The 26098-nt window shown below is 42.6% G+C and carries 25 protein-coding genes; 22 read left to right on the top strand and 3 right to left on the bottom strand.

The features are described from left to right. The first annotated feature begins 1 nt into the window (after position 1). From I6E78_RS02885 to I6E78_RS02845, 9 genes are read left to right on the top strand one after another with little or no spacing between them, the layout of a single operon-like run. Complete coding sequence (locus tag I6E78_RS02885; protein WP_011327594.1) at positions 2-808, top strand: acyl CoA--acetate/3-ketoacid CoA transferase subunit beta; 807 nt, start codon at positions 2-4, stop codon at positions 806-808. Further along, positions 808-1677: an enoyl-CoA hydratase gene (locus I6E78_RS02880; RefSeq protein ID WP_011327595.1), complete on the top strand. Its 870-nt coding sequence runs from the start codon at positions 808-810 to the stop codon at positions 1675-1677. Before I6E78_RS02885 ends, I6E78_RS02880 begins: the two co-directional genes overlap by 1 nt. A 2-nt stretch (positions 1678-1679) precedes the next feature. Then, the gene (locus I6E78_RS02875) at positions 1680-2795 is read left to right on the top strand and encodes an NAD(P)H-dependent flavin oxidoreductase (protein ID WP_197181894.1); all 1116 of its coding nucleotides are present in this window, start codon (positions 1680-1682) and stop codon (positions 2793-2795) included. Between the two features lie 3 nt (positions 2796-2798). Continuing rightward, a complete protein-coding gene (locus I6E78_RS02870; protein ID WP_089367916.1) occupies positions 2799-3551 on the top strand; it encodes an enoyl-CoA hydratase family protein in 753 nt (250 codons plus the stop codon). Between the two features lie 8 nt (positions 3552-3559). Beyond that, on the top strand, positions 3560-4723 hold the full coding sequence (locus I6E78_RS02865) for an acyl-CoA dehydrogenase family protein (protein ID WP_089367917.1): 1164 nt from the start codon (positions 3560-3562) through the stop codon (positions 4721-4723). Between the two features lie 11 nt (positions 4724-4734). After that, the gene (locus I6E78_RS02860) at positions 4735-5799 is read left to right on the top strand and encodes an acyl-CoA dehydrogenase family protein (protein ID WP_197181893.1); all 1065 of its coding nucleotides are present in this window, start codon (positions 4735-4737) and stop codon (positions 5797-5799) included. Further along, complete coding sequence (locus I6E78_RS02855; RefSeq protein ID WP_011327600.1) at positions 5796-6947, top strand: acetyl-CoA C-acetyltransferase; 1152 nt, start codon at positions 5796-5798, stop codon at positions 6945-6947. The genes I6E78_RS02860 and I6E78_RS02855 overlap by 4 nt, the downstream gene beginning before the upstream one ends. 14 nt (positions 6948-6961) lie before the next feature. Beyond that, on the top strand, positions 6962-7843 hold the full coding sequence (locus I6E78_RS02850; RefSeq protein ID WP_089367919.1) for an SDR family oxidoreductase: 882 nt from the start codon (positions 6962-6964) through the stop codon (positions 7841-7843). Further along, positions 7843-9420 (top strand): amidase, encoded by a 1578-nt coding sequence (locus I6E78_RS02845; protein WP_197181892.1) that lies wholly within the window; start codon positions 7843-7845, stop codon positions 9418-9420. Before I6E78_RS02850 ends, I6E78_RS02845 begins: the two co-directional genes overlap by 1 nt. A gap of 202 nt (positions 9421-9622) precedes the next feature. Here the strand turns inward: I6E78_RS02845 and I6E78_RS02840 are convergent, their stop codons facing one another. Both I6E78_RS02840 and I6E78_RS02835 read right to left on the bottom strand, forming a co-directional pair. Then, positions 9623-9868: a hypothetical protein gene (locus I6E78_RS02840; RefSeq protein ID WP_011327603.1), complete on the bottom strand. Its 246-nt coding sequence runs from the start codon at positions 9866-9868 to the stop codon at positions 9623-9625. 106 nt (positions 9869-9974) lie between these two features. After that, the gene (locus I6E78_RS02835) at positions 9975-10418 is read right to left on the bottom strand and encodes a hypothetical protein (RefSeq protein WP_182683967.1); all 444 of its coding nucleotides are present in this window, start codon (positions 10416-10418) and stop codon (positions 9975-9977) included. A gap of 104 nt (positions 10419-10522) precedes the next feature. On the opposite strand from I6E78_RS02835, the gene I6E78_RS02830 reads away from it, so the two are divergent. Continuing rightward, positions 10523-10906, top strand: coding sequence for a response regulator (locus I6E78_RS02830; protein WP_011327605.1), 384 nt, complete (start codon positions 10523-10525; stop codon positions 10904-10906). A gap of 174 nt (positions 10907-11080) precedes the next feature. Here the strand turns inward: I6E78_RS02830 and rpsT are convergent, their stop codons facing one another. Then, positions 11081-11341 carry a 30S ribosomal protein S20 gene (rpsT, locus tag I6E78_RS02825; protein WP_002958225.1) on the bottom strand — a complete coding sequence of 87 codons (261 nt, stop codon included), beginning with the start codon at positions 11339-11341 and terminating at the stop codon, positions 11081-11083. Between the two features lie 295 nt (positions 11342-11636). On the opposite strand from rpsT, the gene murJ reads away from it, so the two are divergent. From murJ to I6E78_RS02765, 12 genes are all read left to right on the top strand, one after another. Continuing rightward, positions 11637-13175: a murein biosynthesis integral membrane protein MurJ gene (gene murJ / locus I6E78_RS02820; RefSeq protein WP_011327606.1), complete on the top strand. Its 1539-nt coding sequence runs from the start codon at positions 11637-11639 to the stop codon at positions 13173-13175. An 85-nt stretch (positions 13176-13260) separates the two neighbouring features. Further along, complete coding sequence (ribF, locus tag I6E78_RS02815) at positions 13261-14187, top strand: bifunctional riboflavin kinase/FAD synthetase (protein WP_011327607.1); 927 nt, start codon at positions 13261-13263, stop codon at positions 14185-14187. A 29-nt stretch (positions 14188-14216) separates the two neighbouring features. Continuing rightward, the gene (gene ileS / locus I6E78_RS02810; protein WP_197181891.1) at positions 14217-17045 is read left to right on the top strand and encodes an isoleucine--tRNA ligase; all 2829 of its coding nucleotides are present in this window, start codon (positions 14217-14219) and stop codon (positions 17043-17045) included. A 10-nt stretch (positions 17046-17055) separates the two neighbouring features. Then, entirely contained in the window at positions 17056-17556 is a 501-nt protein-coding gene (gene lspA / locus I6E78_RS02805; RefSeq protein WP_058372872.1) for a signal peptidase II, read from the top strand. Further along, positions 17553-17993 carry an FKBP-type peptidyl-prolyl cis-trans isomerase gene (fkpB, locus tag I6E78_RS02800; protein ID WP_011327610.1) on the top strand — a complete coding sequence of 147 codons (441 nt, stop codon included), beginning with the start codon at positions 17553-17555 and terminating at the stop codon, positions 17991-17993. The genes lspA and fkpB overlap by 4 nt, the downstream gene beginning before the upstream one ends. After that, positions 17993-18922, top strand: coding sequence for a 4-hydroxy-3-methylbut-2-enyl diphosphate reductase (gene ispH, locus I6E78_RS02795; protein ID WP_197181890.1), 930 nt, complete (start codon positions 17993-17995; stop codon positions 18920-18922). Before fkpB ends, ispH begins: the two co-directional genes overlap by 1 nt. 47 nt (positions 18923-18969) lie before the next feature. Further along, a complete protein-coding gene (locus I6E78_RS02790; RefSeq protein WP_089367923.1) occupies positions 18970-20004 on the top strand; it encodes a sensor histidine kinase in 1035 nt (344 codons plus the stop codon). Beyond that, positions 20001-20702, top strand: coding sequence for a LytR/AlgR family response regulator transcription factor (locus I6E78_RS02785; protein WP_182678537.1), 702 nt, complete (start codon positions 20001-20003; stop codon positions 20700-20702). Before I6E78_RS02790 ends, I6E78_RS02785 begins: the two co-directional genes overlap by 4 nt. A gap of 142 nt (positions 20703-20844) precedes the next feature. Continuing rightward, on the top strand, positions 20845-21405 hold the full coding sequence (gene pilV / locus I6E78_RS02780) for a type IV pilus modification protein PilV (protein WP_182683964.1): 561 nt from the start codon (positions 20845-20847) through the stop codon (positions 21403-21405). Between the two features lies 1 nt (position 21406). Further along, positions 21407-22402, top strand: a complete 996-nt coding sequence (locus tag I6E78_RS02775) for a PilW family protein (protein ID WP_197181889.1) — start codon at positions 21407-21409, stop codon at positions 22400-22402. Continuing rightward, on the top strand, positions 22390-22893 hold the full coding sequence (locus I6E78_RS02770) for a pilus assembly protein PilX (RefSeq protein WP_086993274.1): 504 nt from the start codon (positions 22390-22392) through the stop codon (positions 22891-22893). The genes I6E78_RS02775 and I6E78_RS02770 overlap by 13 nt, the downstream gene beginning before the upstream one ends. Position 22894: 1 nt before the next feature. Further along, the gene (locus tag I6E78_RS02765) at positions 22895-26095 is read left to right on the top strand and encodes a pilus assembly protein (RefSeq protein ID WP_197181888.1); all 3201 of its coding nucleotides are present in this window, start codon (positions 22895-22897) and stop codon (positions 26093-26095) included. Positions 26096-26098: the final 3 nt, after the last annotated feature.

Genomic DNA, 26098 nt, shown 5'->3' with positions numbered 1-26098 from the left:
AATGACAGCAACTCAATACAGCTTGGCAGAATTAATGATTTGTGCCGCAGCAACCGCATTTGATAACGATGGTGAAGTGCTTGCCACCGGCATTGGGGTTATTCCGCGTTTAGCGGCGAGTATTTCTATGAGTACTAACAACCCAGATTTAATGATGACAGACTCAGAAGCCTACTTACTGAGTGAGCCAAATCCGATTGGCGCACGTGGCGATGATTTTGTACAGCGTAACGAAACATGGATGGGTTTTTCACGCATTTTTGACAATGTGTGGAGCCGTAAACGCCACGCCATGATAGGGCCAACGCAAATTGATAAGTACGGGCAAAGTAATATTTCAGCCCTAGGGGGCGACTACGACAAACCTAAAATACAAATGTTAGGCGTACGTGGTTTACCGGGTAACTCAATTAGCCATGCTAACTCGTTTTTTGTGCCAAGCCACAGTAAACGCGTATTTGTAGAGCAAGAATGTGATGTGGTGTGCTCAATTGGTTACAACCCAGCACGTTTGCCAAAAGGTTATCAGCTATCGGATGTCGATATTCGTTTAGTGATCACCGATATTTGTGTGATGGATTGGCAAGGTCCAGAGCATCAATTGCGCTTAGTGAGCGTTCACCCTGGTGTGAGTGTACAAGAAGTAATTGAAAAAACAGGCTTTGAAATTCACGTTGAGGCAAACACTCCAACCACACCAGCGCCTACAGCTGAGCAGTTAGCATTAATTGCTAAATTGGATCCTCACAATATTAGAGCTAAACAGCTAAAAGACAACCCACCGGGTGTACGCCCAGAGGAGTCGTAATGAGTGAAGTTCAAACAATAGATGACGTAGTGTTATACGAAGTGCGCGCTCAAGTGGCGGTTATTACCATGGATCGTCCTGAATATAACAACGCGCAAAACTCGCAAATGACCTACGCGCTAGATAAGGCTTTTCAGCTTGCGTGTAACGACGACGAAGTAAAAGTAATTGTACTTGCCGGTAACGGCAAGCACTTTTCTGCTGGTCATGACATTGGCACCCCTGGGCGCGATGTTGATAAAAGCTTTGATCGTACTAATCTTTTTTACGATCACGCTAATAAGCCCGGCGGTGAGTTTTTATATGCTCGCGAGCACGAAGTGTATTTAGGAATGTGCCGTCGCTGGCGCGATTTGCCTAAGCCAACGATTGCTATGGTACAAGGTGCCTGTGTGGCTGGTGGCTTAATGCTGGCGTGGGTATGTGATTTAATTATTGCCGATGACAAAGCATTTTTCTCTGATCCGGTCGTGCGCATGGGTATTCCTGGGGTTGAGTATTTTGCGCATGTGCACGAGCTTAATCCTCGTATTGCCAAAGAGTTTTTATTTACCGGCGATCGTATGTCGGCAGACCGTGCTTATCAAATGGGCATGGTGAATCGCGTAGTGCCAAGGGATAATTTAGAAGAGACGACCTTTACTTTAGCTAATCAGATTGCACAAATGCCACGACTGGGTTTGCAATTAACTAAGCAAGTAATTAATAACGCCGAAGATTTAATGGGTAAACGTTCAACCATGGATATGGCGTTTGGTTTGCATCATTTTGCGCATGCGCATAACGAAACAATATCGGGTGACCGCTTAGGTGGCTTTGACGCGAAAGCGATGGCTCAAGCCAATAAATCAGCAGCCAAGGAAAAATAAATATGAGCACAGAGCACAATAATGCCGATGGCCGCTGGAATACGCCGTTAACAGAGGCACTGGGCTGTCGTTATCCGATTATTCAAACGGCGATGGGCTGGGTCTCTGATGCAAACTTAGTAATAGCAACAACGCGTGCGGGCGGTTTTGGTTTTTTAGCTGGCGCGACGATGAACACTGAAGAAGTGGAAAGTGCCATAAAAAAAGTAATTGCTGCCACAGGGACCAGTAATTTTGGTCTTAATTTTCATATGTTTCAAGAAAACGCGCAGCAATGTCTTGATTTAGCTATTAGTTACAAATTGCGTGCGGTGAGCTACGGACGCGGCCCCGATAAAGCCACTATTGAGCGACTCAAAGCGGCAGGTGTGCTGTGCATTCCCACCGTAGGCGCAGTAAAGCATGCAGTAAAAGCGGTTGCCATGGGCGCCGATATGATCACCATTCAAGGCAGTGAAGGGGGCGGTCATACTGGCAGCGTACCGAGCACTATTTTGTTACCGCAAGTGTTAAATGCGGTGTCGGTACCAGTAATTGCCGCAGGGGGCTTTTCGTGCGGGCGTGGTTTGGCCTCAGTATTAGGCGCAGGCGCTGCAGGTATGGCAATGGGCACGCGCTTTTTGCTGACCTGCGATGCACCCACGCCAAAAGTCACCCAGCAGCGTTATCTTGATACTAAAGACAGTGCTGACATTCGCATTTCTACCGCGGTAGATGGCCTGCGTCATCGGATGATCAACACGCCATTTATTGATGATTTAGAGCGCTCGGGTGGTGTTAAGCGCTTATGGTTGGCACTAAAAAGTGCGCGCCATTGGCAAAAAGAAACCGGCATGACATCGCTGCATATGCTCAAAGTGTTTTTTAATGGCCTGCGTGAAGATCCCAAAGCCGCAGCAATATTGGTAATGTCGGCTAATCAACCGGTGTTAATTCAAAAATCTATGGTTGAAGGTAAACCCGACGAAGGTATTTTACCCAGCGGCCAAGTGGCGGCGGTAATAAATAACTTACCTAGCGTTGAGACACTAATAAACGAAATTATCGCCGAGGCAGACACCTGTCTTGAGCAATTGTTAATCCGCCGGACTAACCGGTCAGTCGAAGAAGAGGCCTAAGCTATGAACCCAGCATTTAAAAGCCATATCGAAAACGGTATCGCCGAAATAATTATAAATAAAGCACCGGTAAATGCACTCGACAGTGCTGAATGGCAAGCGCTCGCCGATCTGATCAACAGTATTGGCCAAAATTTGGCTGCTCGGGTATTAATTATTCGCTCAGAAGGGCGTGGTTTTTGTGCCGGTGTTGATATTAAAGAGTTAGATAAATACCCAGAGCGTATTGTTAGCGTTAACGCCGGCAATTACGAAACATTTAAAGCGGTACATTTGTGTCCAATACCAGTAATAGTTGCGCTGCATGGTTATGTGCTGGGTGGCGGTATTGGTATTACTGGTGCGGCCGATATTGTGGTGGCGTCAGAATGTACCACTTTTGCGCTACCAGAAGTAGATCGTGGCGCTATGGGCGGGGGCGCGCATTTACAGCGCTTATTTCCGGTGCAAAAAGTACGTTACTTGTTTTTTACTGGCGAAACTATTTCGGTACAAGATGCCGATAGATACGGCTTTATTGAACGCATTGTACCTAAAGAGCAATTACGCGATACCGCGCTGGAAATTGCCAGCAAAATTGCCGCAAAAAGCTCCGATATGATCCGCATTGCTAAAGAAAGCCTAAATGGTATTGAAGACGGTGACCTAGAAGCTAAATACCGTTGGGAGCAAGGGTTTACGCTGCAAGCTTATACCAGCCCAGATTCTGCTGAAACCCGCCGCGCGTTTGTAGACAAACGCGAAGCGAATTTTTGAGGCCGACTATGAAACTAACTTATACAACAGAGCAACAAAATTTCCGTATGGAAGTGCGTCAGTGGCTTGCAGAAAATGTACCTGCAGAAAAACTGCCCACTTACGACACCAAAGCAGGCTTTGAGCTGCACCGCCAATGGGAGCGCAAGCTACATAAAGCGGGTTTTTCTATGGTTATGTGGCCTAAAGAATATGGCGGCCGCGGGTGTAACTTAATTGACTGGCTTATTTTTGAAGAAGAATACTACGGCGCAGGTGCACCAGGGCGAGTAAATCAAAATGGCCAGCTATTACTTGGCTCTACTTTACTTGAATTTGGTACGGAGCAGCAAAAATCGCATTTTTTACCGCGTATGGCATCAAGTGAAGACATGTGGGCGCAAGCCTGGTCTGAACCTAATGCTGGCTCAGATATGGCCAACATTAGTAGTAAAGCAATTCGCAATGGCGACCATTACATTGTGAATGGTCAAAAAACCTGGTCTACCCGTGCCACTTACGCCGATTGGGCATTTGGCTTGTTTCGCTCAGAAGCCGGTTCGCAGCGCCACCATGGTTTGTCTTTTTTAATGGTACCGCTGGATGCACAGGGCGTAACTATTCGCCCAATTAAAGCGCTGGATGGCGAAGATGCCTTTGCAGAAATATTCTTTGATAACGTCAAAGTACCGGTTGAACACCGCATAGGCGAAGAAGGCAAAGGCTGGCATGTGGCAATGGCAACGGCAGGTTTTGAGCGGGGTTTGTTGCTGCGCTCACCGGCGCGTTTTCAGCAACCTGTGCGCAAACTAGTACAACTGTACCGGGATAACAAAGCGGCTGCCGATCGCGACCCAGCCATTGGTGCTGCGGTGGCTAAATGTTGGGCTGATGCAGAAGCCTATGCGTTGTCGGCTTACAACACTGTAGGACGTATTAGTCATGGCGATAAAATTGGCGCTGAATCGAGCCTAAATAAAGTGTTTTGGTCAGAGCTAGATTTGCTCATTCATCAAACGGCGATGGATATTTTGGGTACTTGTGGTGAGTTACTCTCATCGGCACCACTTGCCGAGGAGCATGGTTATTGGTTAAACGGCTTTTTATTCTCTCAAGCTGGGCCAATTTATGCGGGTGCCAATGAAATTCAACGAAATATTGTTGCTGAGCGTATGCTTGGCCTACCTAGATAGCGAGTGAAACTATGGATTTTACCTTTACTGAAGACCAATTAATGTTTCGTGAAGCTATCAGCCGTTTTTTAATGACTGAAGCAGCACCAGAAACACTACGCGAAATATGGGAAACCGACGCGGGTCGCTCTCCCGAATTAAGAAATAAAATGGCAGAGCAAGGGCTTACTGCGCTATCGGTGCCGGAGCAGTTTGGTGGTTTGGGAATGGGCGATATAGCGTGGTCATTAATGACTCAAGAGCTAGGTTATTACGCTATTCCTGATTCGCTTGCCGATACGGCTTATGTAGGCAGTGGCGTATTTTCAGCCCTTGATGATAGCGTGGTTTGTAAAGCTGATTACTTAGCTAAAATTTGTGATGGTGAGCTGCGCTTAGCTATTGGCCATCAATGCAGTGAGCTGGTATCGGATGCACATTTAGCGCAGGTGCTACTTATGCAACACGCTGATGAAGTGCATTTAGTACCGTGTGAGCAAGTGGATAACGTCGTTAATTTAAGTATTGATTCGTCGCGCCGCTTATCGCAAGTAACTTGGCAGCCAACAGCCGAAACCTGTATTGCACAGGGCGAGGCGGGCAAAAAAATATGGAATGACACGCTTAATCGCGGGGCGCTCTCGGTTGCTGGGCAATTACTCGGTTTAGCGCAGCGCATGCTCGATTTAACCGTTGATTATAGTGTACAGCGTAAACAGTTTGGCAAAGCAATTGGTAGCTTTCAGGCTGTTAAGCACCATTTGGCTGATGTAGCAGGAAAAATTGAAATTGCAAAACCAGTACTGTATCGCGCGGCGTGTTCACTAGAAAATAACCACCCTTTAACAGACGTGCATGTTTCACAAGCGCGTAATTTTTGCAGCGAAGCAGCCGCACTTGCAGCGCGCCACGGGATTCAAATCCACGGTGCTATGGGTTATACCTGGGAAGTAGACCTGCAAATGTTTATGAAACGCAGTTGGGCATTAAACAACACCTGGGGTGACAGTGTTTTTCATCGTGCACGAGTGCAAGATTATGTACTTAACTCTGATGTCGATTTGGCTCCTTCTAAAATTTTTGAGGCGATACTATGACCCATGCATATATTGTAGACGCACTGCGTACACCTACAGGCAGACGCAAAGGGGGCCTTGCCCATGTGCATGCCATAGACTTAGGTGCAGCAGTATTAAAGCCTTTGGTTGAGCGCAATAACATACCAGCAGAAGATTACGATGATGTGATTTTTGGCTGTGTAGACACGATAGGCTCGCAAGCAGGAAACATTGCCCGCACCAGTTGGTTAGCGGCGGGACTAGCAATGAATGTACCGGGTACAACGGTTGATAGACAATGTGGCTCATCGCAACAAGCCGTGCATTTTGCTGCGCAAGCGATTATGAGCGGCACGCAAGATGTGATAGCGGTAGGGGGCGTGCAAACAATGACGCAAATTCCTATTTCGTCAGCAATGCTTGCCGGGCAACCACTTGGCTTTAGTACGCCATTTGCAGAGAGTAAATTGTGGCATGCCCGCTTTGGCGATGCGCCGGTAAATCAGTTTTATGCCGCTCAGCGCATTGCTGAACATTGGGGTATAAGCCGCGCCGATATGGAAGTGTTTGCGCTAGAAAGTCATCGCCGTGCATTAGCAGCCGCAGCAGAGGGACGCTTTGATCGCGAAATAGTGGCGATTGAAGGATTAACATTTGATGAAACACCTAGAGAAAGTAGTTTGGCTAAAATGGCAGAACTTGAGCCGGTTGACCCTACTTACCCAAGTATTACCGCAGCGGTTTCGAGCTCAGTGTGCGATGCATCAGCAGCAATGCTTATTGTGTCTGAGCGCGCATTAAAAAAATATAACCTGACCCCAAGAGCGCGTATTCATCATGTTAGTGTGCTGGGAGATGATCCTATTTGGCACCTTAGAGCACCTATTCCAGCTACTATCGCGGCATTAAAAAAAGCGAATCTTACGCTTGATGATATTGATTTAGTAGAAATTAATGAAGCGTTTGCCTCTGTAGTAATGGCATGGCTAAAAGAAACCGGTTACAGCCATGAAAAAACTAATGTTAATGGTGGTGCCATTGCACTGGGCCACCCCCTTGGCGCTACCGGCGTGCGCTTAATGACCGGATTATTACATGAATTAGAGCGTACAGGCGGGCGTTATGGCCTACAAACAATGTGCGAAGGCGGCGGTTTAGCCAATGTCACTATCATTGAACGATTATAATTAAGGAGAAAGGTATGGGTATTTGCCAACAGCGTACAGTTATTATTACCGGAAGTGGCGGTGGATTAGGCCGTGCTTATGCACTTGCCTTTGCCGCAGAAGGCGCCAATGTGGTAGTGAACGACATTCGTCTTGATGCTGCAAAAGCAGTGGTTGATGAAATTATTACTGCCGGCGGTAAAGCGATTGCTAATAGCAGCGATATTACTACCACGGCTACGGCGCAGCAGATAGTAGATGATGCCATTGCCGCTTTTGGCGAAGTGCATGTGCTAGTTAACAATGCCGGCGTACTGCGCGATGGTATGTTTGTTAATTCAGATGAAGACGCCTGGGATATGGTAATGCGAGTGCACCTTAAAGGGCACTTTTGTTTAGCCAATATTTTAAGCCGTCGCTGGCGCGATCAGTCAAAAGCAGGTAACCCAGTAGCTGCACGTATTATAAACACCAGCTCGGGCGCAGGCTTACAAGGCTCGGTAGGGCAAGCAAACTATTCTGCGGCAAAAGGCGGTGTTGCTACGCTTACTTTAGTACAAGCGTCGGAATTGGCGCGTTACGGTATTACTGCTAATGCATTGGCACCGGCAGCACGCACCGCAATGACCGAATCAGCAATGCCAGATCTAGTGAAAAAGCCAGAAGATGATAGCTTTGATGCTTGGGCACCGGAAAATGTAGCGCCGCTGGTTGTTTGGTTAGGCAGTGAGGCATCATCTGCCGTAACAGGGCAAATATTTGAAACGCAAGGCGGGCGTATCTCATTATGTGATGGCTGGCGCACTGGGCCTACTATTGATAAAGGCGCACGCTTAAATGTAAATGAAATTGCCGGCGTGATTGATCAATTAAATGCCCAAGCTGTGGCACCACAAAAGGTATGGGGTAGTAAATAATGACTAAGATAGATTTAGATAGACGACGACTTATACAGGCGTGCGGCGCAATTGGTGGTGCGTCTATGCTAGGTTTATCACTTGCAAGTCAAGCATCGGCGGCTGCAACAGTAAACACCCCTAAACAGCCGCTTGGTGACTACGACAGTTGGGATATGTCGACCATGGCGGATTTATTACGCCAAGGCGATATTAGCCCATTAGAATTAACCGACAGTGCAATTGCAAGGTTTGAAACAAATGCTGCGCTTAATATGATAGCCGTTAATCATTTTGAGCAAGCGCGTGAGCAAGCACAAAAGTTAAACCAATTAAGCACAGCCCAGCGAACAGCTAAAATGGCCAGCGCGCCGCTGTTGGGAGTGCCGTTTGCGCTTAAAGATTTAGGCGTAACTATGGCCGGTACTATTACCACTAATGGTTGTCGTTTTTTTAAAGATAACCGTGTGGCTGAAAATTCAACCTTAGTTAATCGCTATCAAGCAGCGGGACTAAATATTATGGCTAAGCTTACCAGTCCTGAGTTTGGTCAAACGCCTACAGGTGAGTCGAGCTTACATGGCGACACGCTTAACCCGTGGGATACCCGCTATAGCAGTGGTGGCTCCTCGGCAGGCTCTGCAGTGGCGGTTGCCGCGAGAGTTTTACCCGCAGCTCATGGTAGCGATGGTGGCGGCTCTATTCGTATACCTGCATCGCATTGTGGACTATTTGGGCTCAAACCAAGCCGTGGCCGGGTGGCATCTGGCCCCACTAACTTAGAAAGCTCAATGGGGTTATCGGTTCATCATGCGCTTACCCGCAGTGTGCGCGACAGTGCATTGCTGCTGCAGCTAACACAAGGGGCAGAGCCAGGGTCGCGTGTTACCCTGCCCAACGATAATATGTTAGCTGCGGTTAACGCCAAACCAAAGCCTCTTAAAATAGCATTAATGCAAAGCCATCCGTTTGGTTACCCTGTGCATCAAGATTGTAGCGACGCCTTAGATAAAACCGTTAAATTACTGACTAGTTTAGGCCATATTGTTGAAGTAGCACAGCCAACCTTGCCACTTGAGCAAATGTTTAACGGCATGGGCATAGCCACTTCAAGCGGTATGCTTAATGCGGTACAAGCTAGAGAATTAAAACTAGGGCGTGCAGCACGCGAAAACGAATTTGAAGCCATTGTTTGGGGACACCTGCAGCGGGCTAAAGAATTTACAGCTCAGCAAATGCTAGCCGCCCGCAGTGCCTTTGATCAAGGCGGGCAAGCTTTTGACGTGTTTTTTAACGACTACGACTTTATTTTGACGCCAGTGACCACAGCGCCACCACCAAAAATTGGTGAACTTAGTTTAAATCAACCCTACGACTCATTTGTGCAACAGGTATTAAAAGCATCACCCATTGCAGCGTTATTTAATATGACAGGTTTACCAGCAATGTCGGTGCCACTGCATTGGAATAAGAATGGCTTGCCAATTGGTGTGCAGTTTGCCGGTGCGTATGGCAGTGAGGCGCAGTTGCTTACGCTGGCCGCGCAATTAGAGCAAGCCGCTCCGTGGGCAGATAAAAGGCCGCCTATATTAAGCTAAGGCACAAAATATAGAGATGCTAAGCAGCAAAAGAGCCAACTAGGCTCTTTTTTAGTTGTAAAGTAGTAACTATACGGCGTTAATTCAGTTGCAGTTAACTATCGTAATGAGTTAGCAGTAGCTGCAATCAGCTTGGTTGTTAAATATTAGGCAAAAAAAAGCCCAGCTAAGCTGGGCTATAAAATATTCTAAGGAGAAGTGCTTAATTTTGGGTTACAGTAAATTGCCCAAAAGTATAAACTTTAAACAAATAAAATGTATTGATTAACACCAAACTCATATTCGAAACAATACTCGACGACATAAGATCTAAGCTAAATGATAAAAATAGCAAACCACAGGCACTAACCGCGGCAATACGCAGTAATGTGAGTTGGTTAATAAAGAATGCACCTAAACCTAGTGCAAGTAATATCGTGTTTAAAAGCCAATCTAGCTCGTTCAGCATGGTAGTTTCAATAGTTCATTTGTTGAAAAAAGGAGCGCCATTATGTTGATCTTTTGCACACCTTTCAACCAAGTAATTTTAAATTTTCAGATTAGTTTTTTTAATGCTAAAAGTAAGCTTTTATTGCCGCAATAATTCCATTATCGGCAATTACTTTATATTTTTGACAGCTTTTTGAGTTAACCGTATCAGTACATAAATAAAGTGCCTTACGCTTACTGTCTAGCTGTGGCTGTAAGTTTGAATCGAGGAGCGTTGCGCCGTAACCAAATACCCCAGGCCAATAAATGCTATTACTCACCATACCTAATTTATGATAACTAAGCAGTGTAGGCTTAGGGATTATAATTATTATAAATAGTAATAGTCCAAGCGTGGCCAGCAAGCTGCTTTTAGACTTTTGCGCTGCTTTATTGTTAGCGCTTGTATTAGCACTTTGTTTAATATTATTAGGCTTTGTAGCCGTACTGCGGTTTTGCTTGTTTTTTGTTGTTTTTGTACTTCTAGGTGCTTTACCTAGTAATGATTGTTTTTTTGTATTTGTAGACATAAAGCAAATCTGGCCTTTTTGGTGTAGTTCTCTATAATAAATAACTGTATTTAAAGCAAATGATAGCATTTGCAAACATTGCTTTTAGCCTATAAGGATCAAATATGAACACGCAGCTTGCAATTTTAATCGTTGATGACGTTAGTACTGTGCGCAGCTTTTTAAGCCAAACATTGATGCATTTAGGCATAGAAAACGTAAAAGAAGCATCAACTGCCGCACAATGTATTAATGAGTGTCGTGCTGCAAATTATAACATGATTTTTTTAGATATAGAGTTACCTGATGGCGATGGTAAAGAGTTAATTGAGCAAATTAATCAACTGAACCCAGAAACAAACGTGGTTATGGTGTCGGCGCACTCAGGGGTTGAAAATGTAAAAGATGCAATTGATAAAGGGGCTAAAGGTTTTGTGGTAAAGCCTTTCTCTCCTAAAAAAATAGCAGCTATGCTGAAAAAGTTTTATCCCGAGCTAGAAGGGGTTTAATAACTTACGCGCCATTTTATTAAAAGCGCTTATTTAAGCGCAACTGCCCTAAATAAGAATATGTGATGATGGTGCTGTGTGAATTGGCTATATATCTGTTTAATGCTGTAAATATTAAATATAAAGCAAAAAAAAACCGGCCAAGGCCGGTTTTTATATTCTTGCAAAAACAAATTATAGTGCTTTAATTTTAGCAGCTATGCGGCTCTTATGACGAGCAGCTTTGTTTTTGTGAATTAGACCCTTAGTTGCGTAACGGTCTAGGATAGGTGTAGCAACAGAAAAAGCTTGCTGTGCAGCTTCTTTATCACCAGCTTCAATAGCTACGATTACTTTTTTGAAGTAAGTACGCATCATTGAACGACGACTTGCGTTGTGCTGACGGTTTTTTTCGCTTGTAATAGCGCGTTTTTTTGCAGACTTGATGTTAGCCAAGGTTTGCTCCTAACAATCTTAAATAAAGCTTAAATTAAAGGCCGTGGAATATGCCTGTTTTTATCATGAATGTCAATTTAATTTTGACAATCCAAGAAAAACTGCTCCTTATAACGAACATCAATTTGCCGCTCTAGCAGTTAATATCGACATTGTAACAAAGCATGAGGATTCAGCCTAGTGCTTTAAAGCGATTTATAAAAAAGACTATGGCATAATTACTTATCTTAATGATTTTTAGTGTGGGTTTGCGGTGTCAAAAGGTTTATTTCGCTCCGGTATGATTGTTAGTTGTATGACAATGATATCGCGTATTTTAGGGTTAGTTCGCGATGCGGTTGTTGCAAACCTCCTGGGAGCCGGTGCTGCGGCCGATGTTTTTTTGTTTGCTAATCGAATTCCTAACTTTTTACGTCGTTTATTTGCAGAAGGTGCGTTTGCTCAAGCATTTGTACCTGTATTAAGCGAAATAAAAGAGCAGCAAGGCGACGACAAGGTTAAACTTTTTGTTGCGCAAGCAGCAGGAACCTTAGGCACTATTTTATTAATAGTGACAATTGTAGGTGTGGTTGCGTCTCCGGTTATTGCTGCACTATTTGGCACAGGTTGGTTTATAGATTGGTGGCAAGGTGGCCCTGATGGCGAAAAGTTTGAACTTGCCAGTGCATTGTTAAAGCTGACATTTCCGTATTTGTTTTTTGTAAGCCTTGTGGCGCTAAGTGGGGCGGTTATGAATGTATATAACCGCTTTGCTGTGGCTGCGTTTACCCCAGTGTTATTAAATATATCTATTATTTTGTGTGCTATTTTTTTACATGACCAATTTTCGGTAGGTGCTTATGCATTAGCTATCGGTGTATTTATTGGTGGTGTGGTGCAGTTACTGTTTCAGTTACCTTTTTTATATCGGGCAAAAATGTTGGCGCGCCCGCGCTGGGCTTGGCAAGACGAAAATGTAAAAAAAGTACGTAAATTAATGCTGCCTGCTTTGTTTGGGGTCTCTATTAGCCAAATAAACTTATTGCTCGATACCGTTATTGCTTCATTACTCATGACCGGCTCAATTGCTTGGTTGTATTACTCAGACCGTTTAATAGAGTTTCCGCTGGGATTATTTGGTATTGGTATAGCAACGGTTATTTTACCGGCACTGTCAAAATTACACAGTAGTAAAAAAAGCAGTGATTTTCAGCATACCTTAGATTGGGGGGTGCGTTTTGTAATATTTTTGGGCCTGCCTGCTATGATAGGGTTAATGATTATTAGCCCACTTATTATTACTGTGTTGTTTGATCATGGTGCATTTAAAGAAGCGGGGATTGATCATGTTAAAGCGGTGAGCTTAGGGGTAATGGCTTATTCGGTTGGTTTAGTCAGCTTTATGCTAATAAAGGTATTAGCCCCTGGATTTTACGCCCGCCAAGATACTAAAACCCCAGTGCGCATTGGTATTATTACCTTGGTACTTAATATGGTGTTTAATATAATGCTTGCGCCTTTTATTGGCTATTTAGGATTGGCATTAGCTACTTCAATGTCGGCAAGTTGTAATGCATTTTTGCTTTACAGGCAGCTTAAAAAAGAAAATGTGTATCAGTTTTCGTCAATGAGCTTATATTTTACCCTTAAATGCTTTGTTGCAAGTATTGTTATGGGGTTACTGGTTTGGTTTACCAGCGAGCAGTATAGTTGGACGACTTGGCACTTTAGCGAACAGGTTATTTTACTCCTAGTGTTGCTAGCAATTGCAGGGTTAAGTTACTTTACGCTGTTATTTTTGATGGGTGTGCGACTAAATACGATAAAAAGTGTAGCAATTACTGAATCGAACTAAAAAAAAGATTATAATCGGCAACTCTGCAACTTCATTCAATTTTGAGTTGTGAATTAATAACTCGCTTAAAAAGGCATTGGGTGGCATGGAGTTAATTAGAGGTATACACAATATTCGCTCACAACATTTTGGTTGTGTGCTTACTATTGGTAATTTTGATGGTGTTCACTTAGGTCATGCTGAAGTATTAAAAGGCTTACTTATTGATGCTAAAGCAAATAATTTACCTAGTACGGTAATGTTGTTTGAGCCTCAACCACAAGAGTTTTTTGCTAAAAGTAATGCGCCAGCGCGTTTAACTCGCTTACGAGATAAACTGCTATTGCTCAGCGAGTTAGGTATTGAACGAGTTATTTGTATTAGCTTTAATCAGCAATTTGCAAATATGCATGCAGAGCAATTTGTTAGTGATATTTTAATTAAAAAGCTAGGCGTTAAAGCATTAACGGTTGGTGATGATTTTAGATTTGGCAAGCAGCGACAAGGTAATTTTGACTTACTAGTAAGTATGGGCAAACAAGCGAGCATGGATGTTAAAAGCACCGCGAGTTTTCGCCAATTAAATGCTAGAGTAAGCAGTACTTTAATTCGTGAAGCGCTTGCCGCTGGTGATTTAAGCACTGCAAAGGTAATGCTTGGTCACAACTATGCCATTTCAGGGCGTGTTATACATGGTTGGAAACGTGGCCGAGAGCTGGGTTTTAGAACCGCAAATATAGCGCTTAAACGTCAAGTTTGCCCGGTAAATGGGGTGTTTGCTGTGCAAGCAACCATAGCAGGGAAACAAGTTTATGGGGTTGCCAATATAGGCAATAAGCCCACCTTTAATGGAACTCGTGCCTTATTAGAAGTTCATCTTTTTGATTTTGCACAAGACATTTATGGACAATTTATGCATGTGGAGTTGATTAAAAAACTCCGCGATGAGAAAAAATTCGAGACATTAACACAATTAACGGCGCAAATAGCAACTGACGTTGCCGCCGCTAAGCAGTGTTTTGGTTTAAATTAGGTAGCCGATAGATACGGAATGTAGGATTAATGAGCGACTATAAACATACTTTGAACTTACCGGAAACACCGTTTCCAATGCGTGGCAATTTGGCACAACGTGAACCAAAAATGCTAAAAGCATGGTATGAAGACGACCTATATGGTCAAATTCGCAGTGCTAAAAAAGGTAAAAAAACCTTTATTTTGCATGATGGACCTCCGTATGCAAACGGCGATATCCATTTAGGCCATTCAGTAAATAAAATATTAAAAGATATTATTGTTAAGTCTAAAACCTTATCTGACTTTGACTCGCCATTAGTACCTGGTTGGGATTGTCATGGTTTACCAATAGAGTTAATGGTTGAGAAAAAAGTTGGCAAGCCAGGCGTTAAAGTAACCGCGAGCGAGTTTCGCGAAAAGTGCCGTGCATACGCTAAAAAGCAAGTTGAAGGTCAAAAGGTCGACTTTAAACGTTTAGGTGTATTTGCCGATTGGGATAAGCCTTACTTAACCATGAACTTTGACTTTGAAGCGAATGCTATTCGTGTACTTGGTCGTATTATTGAAAAAGGCCATTTACATAAAGGCGCTAAGCCTGTGCATTGGTGTACAGATTGTGGTTCTGCTTTAGCCGAAGCCGAAGTTGAATACCAAGATAAGCAATCACCAGCAATAGACGTACGCTTTATTTTTAACGACCAAGACGCAGTAGTAAGTGCGTTTGATTTAGCTGATGGTCATAAAGGTACAGGTAAAGTTGGTACTGTTATTTGGACTACCACTCCGTGGACGCTGCCTGCTAACCGAGCAGTAGCAGTACATGCAGAATTAGAATATGCACTAGTACAAGTTGAAGATGAAGGTAAGCAGCAACGCTTAATATTAGGCTCTGAGCTCGTTAAAGATGCAATGGACCGTTTTGGTTTTAATAACTTTCATGTATTAGGTTATGTTAAAGGTGCGGCGCTTGAAAATTTACAAGTAGCACACCCTTTTTATGACTTTAGTGTTCCTGTAATTGTAGCTGAACATGTTACGACCGACTCAGGTACGGGTGTTGTACATACGGCTCCAGGGCATGGTCAAGAAGATTTCGTGGCTGGACTTGAATACAAACTAGAAGTGGCTAACCCGGTTGGCGCAAATGGTGTGTACTTGCCAGACACTGAGTTATTTGCCGGTCAGCATGTGTTTAAAGCTAACGCGAGCATTGTTGAAGTGCTTAAAGAGCATGGCGCATTAATGCATCACCATGCTATTACGCATAGTTATCCACATTGCTGGCGTCATAAAACGCCAATTATTTTCCGTGCTACACCACAGTGGTTTATTAGTATGGATCAGGCTAATTTGCGTCAAGATTCATTAAACGAAATTAAAAACACGCAGTGGTTACCAGAGTGGGGCGAAAGCCGCATTGCAAACATGGTTGAGGGCCGTCCAGATTGGTGTATATCACGCCAACGTACTTGGGGTGTACCAATTGCATTGTTTGCTGATAAAGACACCGGTGCTATTCATCCAAATACGCAAGAGTTAATTGAACAAGCAGCACAATTGGTTGAAAAGTCAGGTATTCAAGCATGGTACGATTTAGACCCAGCGACACTGTTAGGTGAAGAAGATGCTAAGCAATACATGAAAGTGCAAGACACTCTCGATGTATGGTTTGACTCGGGCGTATCGCATGCGTGTGTTGTTGATGCGCGTGAAGACTTAACTGGTCCTGCCGATTTATACCTTGAAGGTTCTGATCAGCATCGTGGTTGGTTTATGTCGTCTATGATGACATCGGTCGCTATTAACGGCCATGCACCATACCGCCAAGTACTTACTCATGGTTTTACCGTTGATGAAAACGGTCGTAAAATGTCTAAGTCGTTAGGTAATGTTATTTCACCACAAAATGTGATGAATAAACTAGGCGCCGATATTTTACGCTTGTGGGTTGCCTCTACTGATTACACCGCAGAAATGACGGTGTCGGATGAAATATTTAACCGCTCAGCAGATCGTTACCGCCGAATTCGTAACACTAGTCGTTACTTATTAGCTAACCTAAATGGTTTTGATCCAAAAACAGATCAAGTAGCTGTTAATGATATGGTTGAGCTTGATAAGTGGATTGTTGGCCGTGCAGCACAATTACAAACAGAAATTTTAGCTGCCTACGATAGCTACCAAATGCTGTTAGTAACGCAAAAGCTAATGAACTTTTGTACCGGTGAGCTTGGCTCGTTCTATTTAGACGTAATTAAAGACCGCCAATACACAGCTAAGAGTGACAGCCACGCACGTCGTTCTTGTCAAACAGCGCTGTACCATATTGCTGAAGCAATGACGCGTTGGATGGCACCAATTATGAGCTTTACTGCTCAAGAAATTTGGGAAGCATTACCGGGTGAGCGTAGTGACTACGTATTTACATCAACCTGGTACGAAGGCTTACAAGCTCCTACTAACAGCCAATTTAGTAACGATGATTGGTTAGAAATTCTAACAGTGCGCGATGAAGTAAACCGCCTATTAGAAGCTGCACGTAAAGAAGAAGTGATTGGTGCAACGCTCCAAGCAACTGTTAATTTATATACAGGCAAAGCGCTCGCAGCTAAATTATTAGCACTTGGCGACGAGCTGCGTTTTGTATTTTTAACATCAGCAGTAAACGTAACCGAAGTTGATAGCCAGCCGGCAGATGCACAAACTACCGAAATTGATGGTCTTTATATTAGTGTTGCTGCAACCGACGCACAAAAGTGTGAGCGTTGTTGGCATTATAGCGCTGATGTAGGTGTTGAGCCTGCTCACCCTGAAATTTGTGGACGCTGTGTAAGCAATGTTGACGGTGAAGGCGAGCAACGTCAATTCGCTTAGGAGTTAATTAGTGAGCAAACTAGCCCAAAAAAGTGGTTTAGTGTGGCTATGGTTAAGTCTACTGCTGTTAGTAGTAGACTTTGCTAGTAAAACACTTGTTGTAAGTAGTATGGCTTATCAAGAGTCGATTAATTTACTGCCTGTTTTTAGTATTACTTATGTACATAACTACGGTGCAGCTTATAGTTTTTTAAGTGATGCGGGTGGTTGGCAACGTTGGTTTTTAAGTGCTATTGCAATTGCTATTAGTGGATTGCTGGTGTGGTGGTTAAAGCGCCTGCCAGCAACTAATAAAGTATTATGCGCTGCCTATTCATTGGTACTTGCCGGTGCAATTGGTAACTTATACGACCGTATTGCATACGGTTATGTAATTGACTTTATACACGTATTTTATGAAAACTCACATTTTCCGGTATTTAATGTTGCAGATTGCGCTATTTGTATTGGTGCAGCATTATTATTATTTGACGCCTTTACAGGCGAAAGTCCGAAGGAGCATAAAGCATGAGCCAAGCTGTAATTGGTGAAAACTCACAGGTTATTTTTCATTTTTCTATTAAGTTAGAAGATGGCTCTGCTGCCGACTCAACCAAAGTGCATAACAAGCCTGCTAAGTTAACTATGGGCGATGGTAGCTTAACAGCTAACTTTGAAAAGTGTTTATTAGGCTTAAACGCAGGTGAGAGCAAAACCTTTGAGCTAGAACCAGAAGATGCATTTGGTCAGCCAAATCCAGATAATATTTACTATGTTGATCGCAGTAAGTTTGGCCCAGAAACCCCAGCTAAAGTAGGTGCTATAATAGCGTTTACTCAGCCTGACGGTACCGAGCTTCCGGGGTTAGTGCGCGAAGTGCAAGGCGAGTCGGTAACGATTGATTTTAATCACCCGCTAGCGGGTCAGCGTTTAACCTTTGAAGTAGATATTATTGAGGTGCAAGGTTAATGGAAATATTACTAGCCAACCCACGAGGCTTTTGCGCAGGGGTTGATCGCGCTATTAGTATTGTTGAGCGCGCTTTAGATATTTTTGAAAAGCCAATTTACGTACGCCACGAAGTGGTGCATAACCGCTATGTGGTTGACGGCTTAAAAAGCCGCGGTGCGGTATTTGTCGAAGAGCTTGATCAGATACCTGACGACAGCATAGTTATATTTAGTGCGCATGGCGTATCGCAAGCGGTACGCACCGAAGCAAAGCGTCGTGACTTAAAAATATTTGATGCGACCTGCCCACTGGTTACTAAAGTACATATGGAAGTAACCCGTGCGAGCCGCAAAGGCATAGAGTGTATTTTAATTGGCCACCAAGGACACCCAGAAGTTGAGGGCACCATGGGGCAGTATGGCAATGACGACGGCGGTATTTACCTGGTAGAAACCGTAGAAGACGTAGCTAAGTTGAATGTAAAAAATGCTGACAACTTATTTTACTGCAGTCAAACAACGCTCTCGGTAGATGATACTGCTGATGTAATTGATGCGCTGCGCGCTAAGTTCCCTGCTATTGATGGGCCGCGCAAAGATGATATTTGTTATGCAACGCAAAATCGTCAAGACGCCGTTCGCGACTTAGCCGACAAAGTAGACGTGTTGTTAGTGGTTGGCGCTAAAAACAGCTCTAACTCAAATCGTTTGCGTGAACTTGCCGATAAAATGGGCACTAAAGCTTATTTAATTGACGATGCCACAAACGTGCAAGAGTCATGGTTTACTGGTGTTAATGCTGTAGGGGTAACCGCAGGAGCATCAGCACCTGAAGTGTTAGTGCAACAGGTTATAACCCGCTTAAAAGAGCTTGGTGGCAATCAAGTTACTGAAAATCCTGGCGAAGAAGAGAACATTGTATTTGCTGTTCCTATTGAGCTGCGCTAATCTAAATTAAATATATATTTAATTAATTAGCTTAAAAGGGAGCCGTTATGAGCAAATCGCCACAAGTGGATGGGTTGCTTTTTTCGGCTCTTTTTAATGAGCGAGGCGTACTAGCCTCGTTAGTTGTATCGCAAGTTGTTGCTATTGTTCTGGCTTTTGCACCCAATGTAGAAGGTGATATTTGGCTTCGCCTTGGAATAATAAGCTTATTTTTACACTTAATAGTGTTAGTCAGTACCTCTTCTTTATACTTCTGTAGGTTTTTTTTACAAAAACGTACTCAAACTTTTCAGTTAAGTTTGTTTTTTGTCTTTTTTTTATTATCTACATGCATTTTTAGTATTTTATTTTCTCATTTTGCTTTTGATATAGATGATACAAATAGCCTAATTTATTTCATACTTCGTAATTGTATTATAGTGGCTTTACTGACTGCTTTATTCGTCCAGTTTTTATTAATTTATTTTGAAAAAGAGCAGCAAACTAAAGCGCTTGCCCGCGCAGAGCTTGATGCATTACAAGCACGTATTCGCCCACACTTTTTATATAACAGTTTAAATACCGCTGCAGAGCTTACCCATCATGATGCAACCGCAGCTGAGCAGGCTATTTTAGCCTTAGCTGCCTTATCTCAAGCGGCAATGCGCTCAGGGCAAAGTGTGCCATTAGAGGACGAAATAACCCTTAGCAAGCAATATGTTGCACTAGAAGCATGGCGTTTTGGTAACCGCTTAAAGCTCGATTGGCAAATACCCAATGAGCTTCCCGCGCTTAATATTCCCTGTTTAACTTTGCAGCCTTTAATTGAAAATGCCGTGTGCCATGGCGTAGAGCCTAGCGAAACAGGCGCTGTCATTAAAGTTGAGCTGCATGTTACAAGTGGCTATTTAACTATTATAGTCACTAACCCAATAGCCGTGGCAACCACTAATACTCGGCCAAGTAACGGCATGGCGCTGGAAAATATTCGCCAACGACTTAATATTTATTACAAGGGTAAAGCGCAGCTCACTATTGCTAATAAAAATGGCGTATTTAGAGTAAAAGTAGTGATCCCTAAACATATTGAGAGTCAATTATGAATGTAATTATTGTTGATGATGAACCCTTAGCTAGAGCGCGTTTAGTACGTTTATTGGCGGCTCAAAATATAGTTGTACAAAATGAAGCGAGCAATGGCACAGAAGCACTTGCGTTAAGTAAAGTAAACCAGCCTGACTTAGTGTTTTTAGATGTTGATATGCCGGGTATTAATGGCTTGGAGGTAGCAAGTGAGCTTAACAAACTTGCAGTTCCACCCGCCATAGTATTTATTACCGCGCACCCTGAGCACGCGCTAGACGCATTGCAATTAAATGCGGCGGGTTATTTGGTAAAGCCTGTATCGGCGCAATCATTACAAAAAGTAGTTGAACAACTTGGGCGCTTAAATAAAGTACATATACAAAAACAACAAACAACAAAAATTACGTATCAGCTCGCGGGCACATTAAAAAGTATAGAAATGGAGTGTATTTATTATTTTGCTGCTGAAGAAAAATATACAAAAATGGTATTTAAAGGGGGCAGTGCGCTTATAGAGCAAAGTTTAAAACAATTAGAAACCCTTTATCCCACACATGTTTTAAGAGTACACCGCAATACGTTAGTAAATAAAAATAAGGTGGTTGCTCTGCACTCATTAAGTAGCGGTAGCCATGCTATTGAACTACAAAATTGCCAAGAGCTGTTGGCGGTTAGTCGCCGCGAGCTAAAAACAGTTAAATCTACCTTGTGTTAACTCATTTACTATAAAGCTATTTTGGCAAAAACAGTGTTTATTAACCGTTTATCAACAAAATCAACCGTTAGTCTTAGTAGTTCTTGAATCTATATTTTATTTGCATACACTTATAATTAGATAATATTTATTTGGTTTTATTATGCATTCACACCCAATTAAGCGACGCAAAGGCTTCACTTTAATAGAAGTACTTATTGCTTTTATCATCCTCAGCTTTGGTTTGTTAGGCGCCGTTGCACTGCAAGCAAAAGCCAAACAAGCCAGTTTTGACTCTATGCAGCGCGCCGCCGCTGTGGCTTTAGGTAACGACATTATTCAGCGCATTCGAGCCAACGACAGTCCTCAGTTAGCTACTCATTATAAACAAACATTAACCAGTGAAACGCCAATAGCGTCGTCAACTACGTGTTTTTCCGGTTCATGCACTGCGGCGCAAATAGCGTTACTCGATATTGAACAGTGGAAACGCGCCATTCGTGCTCGTGAAAATACCGGCTCATTAGATGATGCGACTGTGTGTATAAACCCGGCAGGAGTGGCCGGCACTGGCGGTAAAGCATTTAATTTAGAGGTAGTAATCTCCTGGCAAGGTCGTCAAGAGTTTAAAGCAAGTGATGCAACAGGAGATGTTAGCTGTGGTACTGCAGATAAAAAACGTCGATTAGTGGTATTAACTAGCTATATTTATGTGAGGAGCTAGCATGAAACAAACAGGTTTTACGCTCATAGAAGTAATGATTTCGCTATTTATAGGTGGGTTAGTACTCGGTGGCGTTATGTTTACTTATATTGGTATGAAGGTAACTACTAAAGACACTATGACCATAGGCGAACTACAAGAGTCGGGTCGCCTTGCAATTAATATAATGCAGCGCGATATTGAGCAAATTGGTTTTTGGGGAACCTATTATGAAGATTCATTTACAGCTGGAAACACATCAACTTTACCAGCTCCAACAAACGATTGTTTTGAAGGCTTAAATAACGGCAGTTTTCCAGATTTAGCCAGCAGCAGTAATTTTAGAACTATATATGCTAAAACGGCTGATGATACAGAAGAGCTGAATTGTATTAATGATCCAATTAAGGGCACCGACATTCTCCAGCTTAAATTTTTGCAAGGAAATCAGCTTACGGTAGAGGCAGGGACTAATGAAACACAAATAAATCAAAACTACTTTATTGCCGAACAAGAGCAAGCACAATTTGTACGCGGAGTTGTTGATCAAAGTACATTAAATACAAATGCGACAGTATGGCCTTATAGCCATCATACTTATTATATTACTGAGCAAACATATACAGTAAATAATCAAAGCTTGACTGTACCAGCGTTAATGAGAGAGCGTTTAGTAGCGGACGAGGTAAGAGCAGAGACTATTATGGAAGGGGTTGAAAACATGCGTTTTGTATTTGGTTTAGACACTACCAATGATAGTCGAGTAGATACTTACCGCAGCATTAACGACATGACTTCCACTGATTGGGAAAATCGAAAAGGCATTTTAACCGTACAATTATTTTTATTGATTAGAGCATTGCAACCCGATCCTGGAGTTAAAATTAAAAATCAAAAATATATACTGGGTGAAGATAGCGATAAACGAGAGCTAACATTTACCGATAATTACAGACGTACGGTATTTACTACCACTATTCGTTTAAATAATGTGGGGGCTAACTTATGGCGCATTTAAAAAATATACCGAATAAACAGCGGGGTGTAGTGCTTATTACAGCATTGATAATGGTAATAGCTGTAACAGGCATCGCTGTAACATTAATGAGTAGTAGCACTATAGATATTAAAATCACCAATGCAGCTCAAGAGCGTGAAGTTGCTGAAAATGAGTTGATTGGCGAAGTGCAGCGGATGATTTCGGGTGAAGCAAATAAGGGGGCAGGCAATCAGTTTTTTTTAACCCCAGACGAAGTAACCAGCATTGCATCAGGCGATGAGAGTGGCATGGTAATAGCTAAGCACAATGACATGCAAAGTAAAATGATTAACTTAAATAAAGGGGCGCTCAATTTAGAATGCCCGCGCCGATTTAATTTTACCGCAGGAGTATCCTGCAATATGGTGCAAGTAGCTACCACTATAGAATATGGCTCAAAAAGTAAGCATCAACTAACCATAGTTACTGGTGTAGCCCAAGAAATGGCTAGCACAGGTAAGGGGATTTAAAATGAAGTTTAAATTAAATATAGTGTTAGCCTCATTGGTGGGGTTGGCCATAAGTATGTCGGTTATTGCTGAAGATATAGAGCTTTATGTAAATTATGATGTAGAAACTAATGAAAAGCCAAGGGTGCTATTTATCTTTGATACTTCAGGTAGTATGGATTGGAGTGTTATTAATGGCAATAATCAGAGTTGTTATAAAAAAAAGAAAAATAAGAATAATAGATATGACAGAACCACTTGTTTTGAAAGTAAAAGCAGTTACTCAGATAGTGAACAGTGCTATATCAAAGAAGGCAATAAATATGTGCCAGAATGTCATGATAGGCGGATTGATGTTGCTCGTAATGCAATTACTCAACTTGTAAACGATAACGTCGATATAGACTTCGGTTTAATGCGTCTTCGTAGCAGCGATGGAGGCTATGTACTAGCAAGAATAGCAGCTGAGCGAGAGTTTTTATTAGACAAAATTGATAATTTGCCAGCCAGCGGATCTACCCCATTAAGTGAAACATTATGGGAAGCTTATTTATATATTACAGGTCAAGAAATTGACTATGCAGAAGGTGTAAATGATAGAGATAAAGCCGCAGAAACGTCCAGTAGTTCAGAAGTTTATAAATCACCTTTTATGCCAGTTACAGGTGAGCCACTACGATGTGATAATAGTGTGAATGTGATCATGATGAGTGACGGTGACCCAACTAACGACTCAAGCAGAGATAATAATATTAAAACGCTGTATAAAAATACTTTTAATTCAACTGATTATCCAATCTACCATAGTAATTATTTAGCCGTATTAGCAAAAGCGATTCATGGTACTAAAGATGTTGAGGTGGATTTATATCCTGCAACGCCAAATGTGCATGACCAAGGACGAGTCTTCACTATAGGTTTTGGTACCGGCATGAGCAGCAAAGGTAAAACGATTCTTGGCAAAACGGCAGAGTATGGTGGCGGGCAATACTTACATGCAAATACCTCAGCACAGCTATCTGATGCGTTAAAAAATACCATTTCGCGAATTCGCGAAGTAAACGACAGTTTTTCGTCACCGTCAGTGGCGAGTAATAACGTGGATCAAACCCGTAGTCGTGATGCGATTTACTTTGCCATGTTTTACCCTGAAACCGGCGCTCGCTGGAGTGGTAACTTAAAAAAATTAAAAGTTTCGGGTGATCAAATAGTTGATTCAACGGCTAAAGGAGCGCTGGATGATAATGGTTTAATTAGCAAAGATGCAAAAACGTTCTGGCTGCCAAGTAATCAGCCTGCTGATGGTAATGCAGTAGCGCAGGGAGGGGTTAATTTACATTTAACTACTTTAGATACCCAAAGTCGTAACTTATATACCGAGAACCAAGGAGCGCTTGTTAAATTTAGCCCTACAGTGGTAAGTGATATTCTTAATACGACTCCAGATAATACACTTAGCTTAGCAAGTGATGATATAAAATGGGCGATGGGGGTTGATGTTGATGATGAGGACAGAGACGGCTCAAAGCAAGACCAACGACAAGATATTTTTGGCGATCCGCTGCACTCTAAACCTGTAGCAATTGATTACGGTAATGATGACGTTCGTTTGCTTATTGGCACTAATGCTGGCTTTTTACATATGTTTAAAGACGCAGGTAATACAGTGAGTGAGAGTTGGGCATTTATTCCCTCTGCATTATACAAGATTATTAAACCACTGCGTGAAAACCAGGCTGAAACTAAAGTTTATGGTATGGATGGAGCAATCAGTGTTTATTTTAGTAATAAAAGTTTAAACGGTGAAGGATTAAATGACGGCATTATAGATGCAAGCAAAGGCGATGAAGTATGGGCTTTTGCAGGAATGCGCCGTGGTGGTAAAAACTACTATGCACTAGATATTACAGCACCAAATGCTCCGAAAAAACTCTGGGATAAACCAATTGAAGGCGGGAAAGGCGACTTTACTGAACTTGCTCAAAGTTGGTCTAAACCACAAATAGCCTACATAAAAGCATTTGGCGATAAGCCTCTGCTTGTATTTGGTGCTGGTTACGATACAAATAAAGATGCTGCTATTCGTAGTGAGGATAAGACTGGCCGCGGTATTTATATTGTTGAAGCTAAAACAGGTAAAAAAGTTTGGGCATTAACACCCGGTGAAAATGGCTTTACAGGCAAGCACAGTATTGCAGCCGATTTAACCACACTCGACTCTGATTATGACGGCTATATAGATAGAATTTATGCGTCAGATACAGGTGGTAATATTTGGCGGATTGATATGCCGGGCAGTGATACTAGTGAGTTCAGCCATTTTAAATTAGCTGAGCTAGGTAGTACAAGTGCTACCCAAGATAGGCGTTTTTTTTACAAGCCATTAGTTGCGCGCACTATGTTTAGTAAAGTGACTCAAACCACCGGCGAAAAAGGGGAAGTAGTTACCACGCGTTTAGATACTCCTTACGATGCCATAGTTATAGGTAGTGGTAATCGCTCTAAACCGACTGATACTAATGAGCAAGATCAGTTATTTATGATTCGAGATGAAAATACAGTGACTAAGTCATTTAAAACAGGGGCACCAGCAACAATCAAGGCATCTGATTTAATGCTGATGAATAGCGACCCATTTGGTAGTTTATTAGACGATGTAGATGGGTTTATTGAACTAGAGGCTGATTTAGCTAAAGTTAAAGGTTGGCGATATGAATTAGCAACCGGTGAAAAATCACTTGCCGCAGCTACAGTTGTGGGTGGAGTGGCGTACTTTACCTCGTTTACTCCGGCTTCAGATACAGCAACAGTAAATCAGTGTTCACTTAGTGGTGGTGGAGGCTCACTGTATGCGTTTCATTTACATTACGGCACTAAGGTATACGACGAGCTGAAATTTTCGACCAGTTACGACGTACCCGATACCCCGCAACTGTACTTTGGTGAAGGACCGTCGTGTGCTGATGGCAATGGTGATGGTAAATGTGACGATAACCCGACCGTTGATGTAAAACAGGAAAGCCAATTTTATTTAATTGGCCCGGGTATAAAAGGTAAAGATGCTCAAAACCCAATGAGACCAGTGGATGTTATTGGGCCGGGGTTAAAAGTAGTAGACGGAAAAATACAATTAGTAAATAAGGAGTCTGTCGGTTTTGGTTTTAAAACCCAGCAAACTTACATTTATAAGCGCGAAGAAAACGACGAAATCAAATCTAATTAAGAT

Source organism: Pseudoalteromonas sp. NZS127, from assembly GCF_015864805.1.
GTDB classification, from domain to species: domain Bacteria; phylum Pseudomonadota; class Gammaproteobacteria; order Enterobacterales; family Alteromonadaceae; genus Pseudoalteromonas; species Pseudoalteromonas nigrifaciens.
This window is presented reverse-complemented; position numbering and strand designations above follow the sequence as displayed.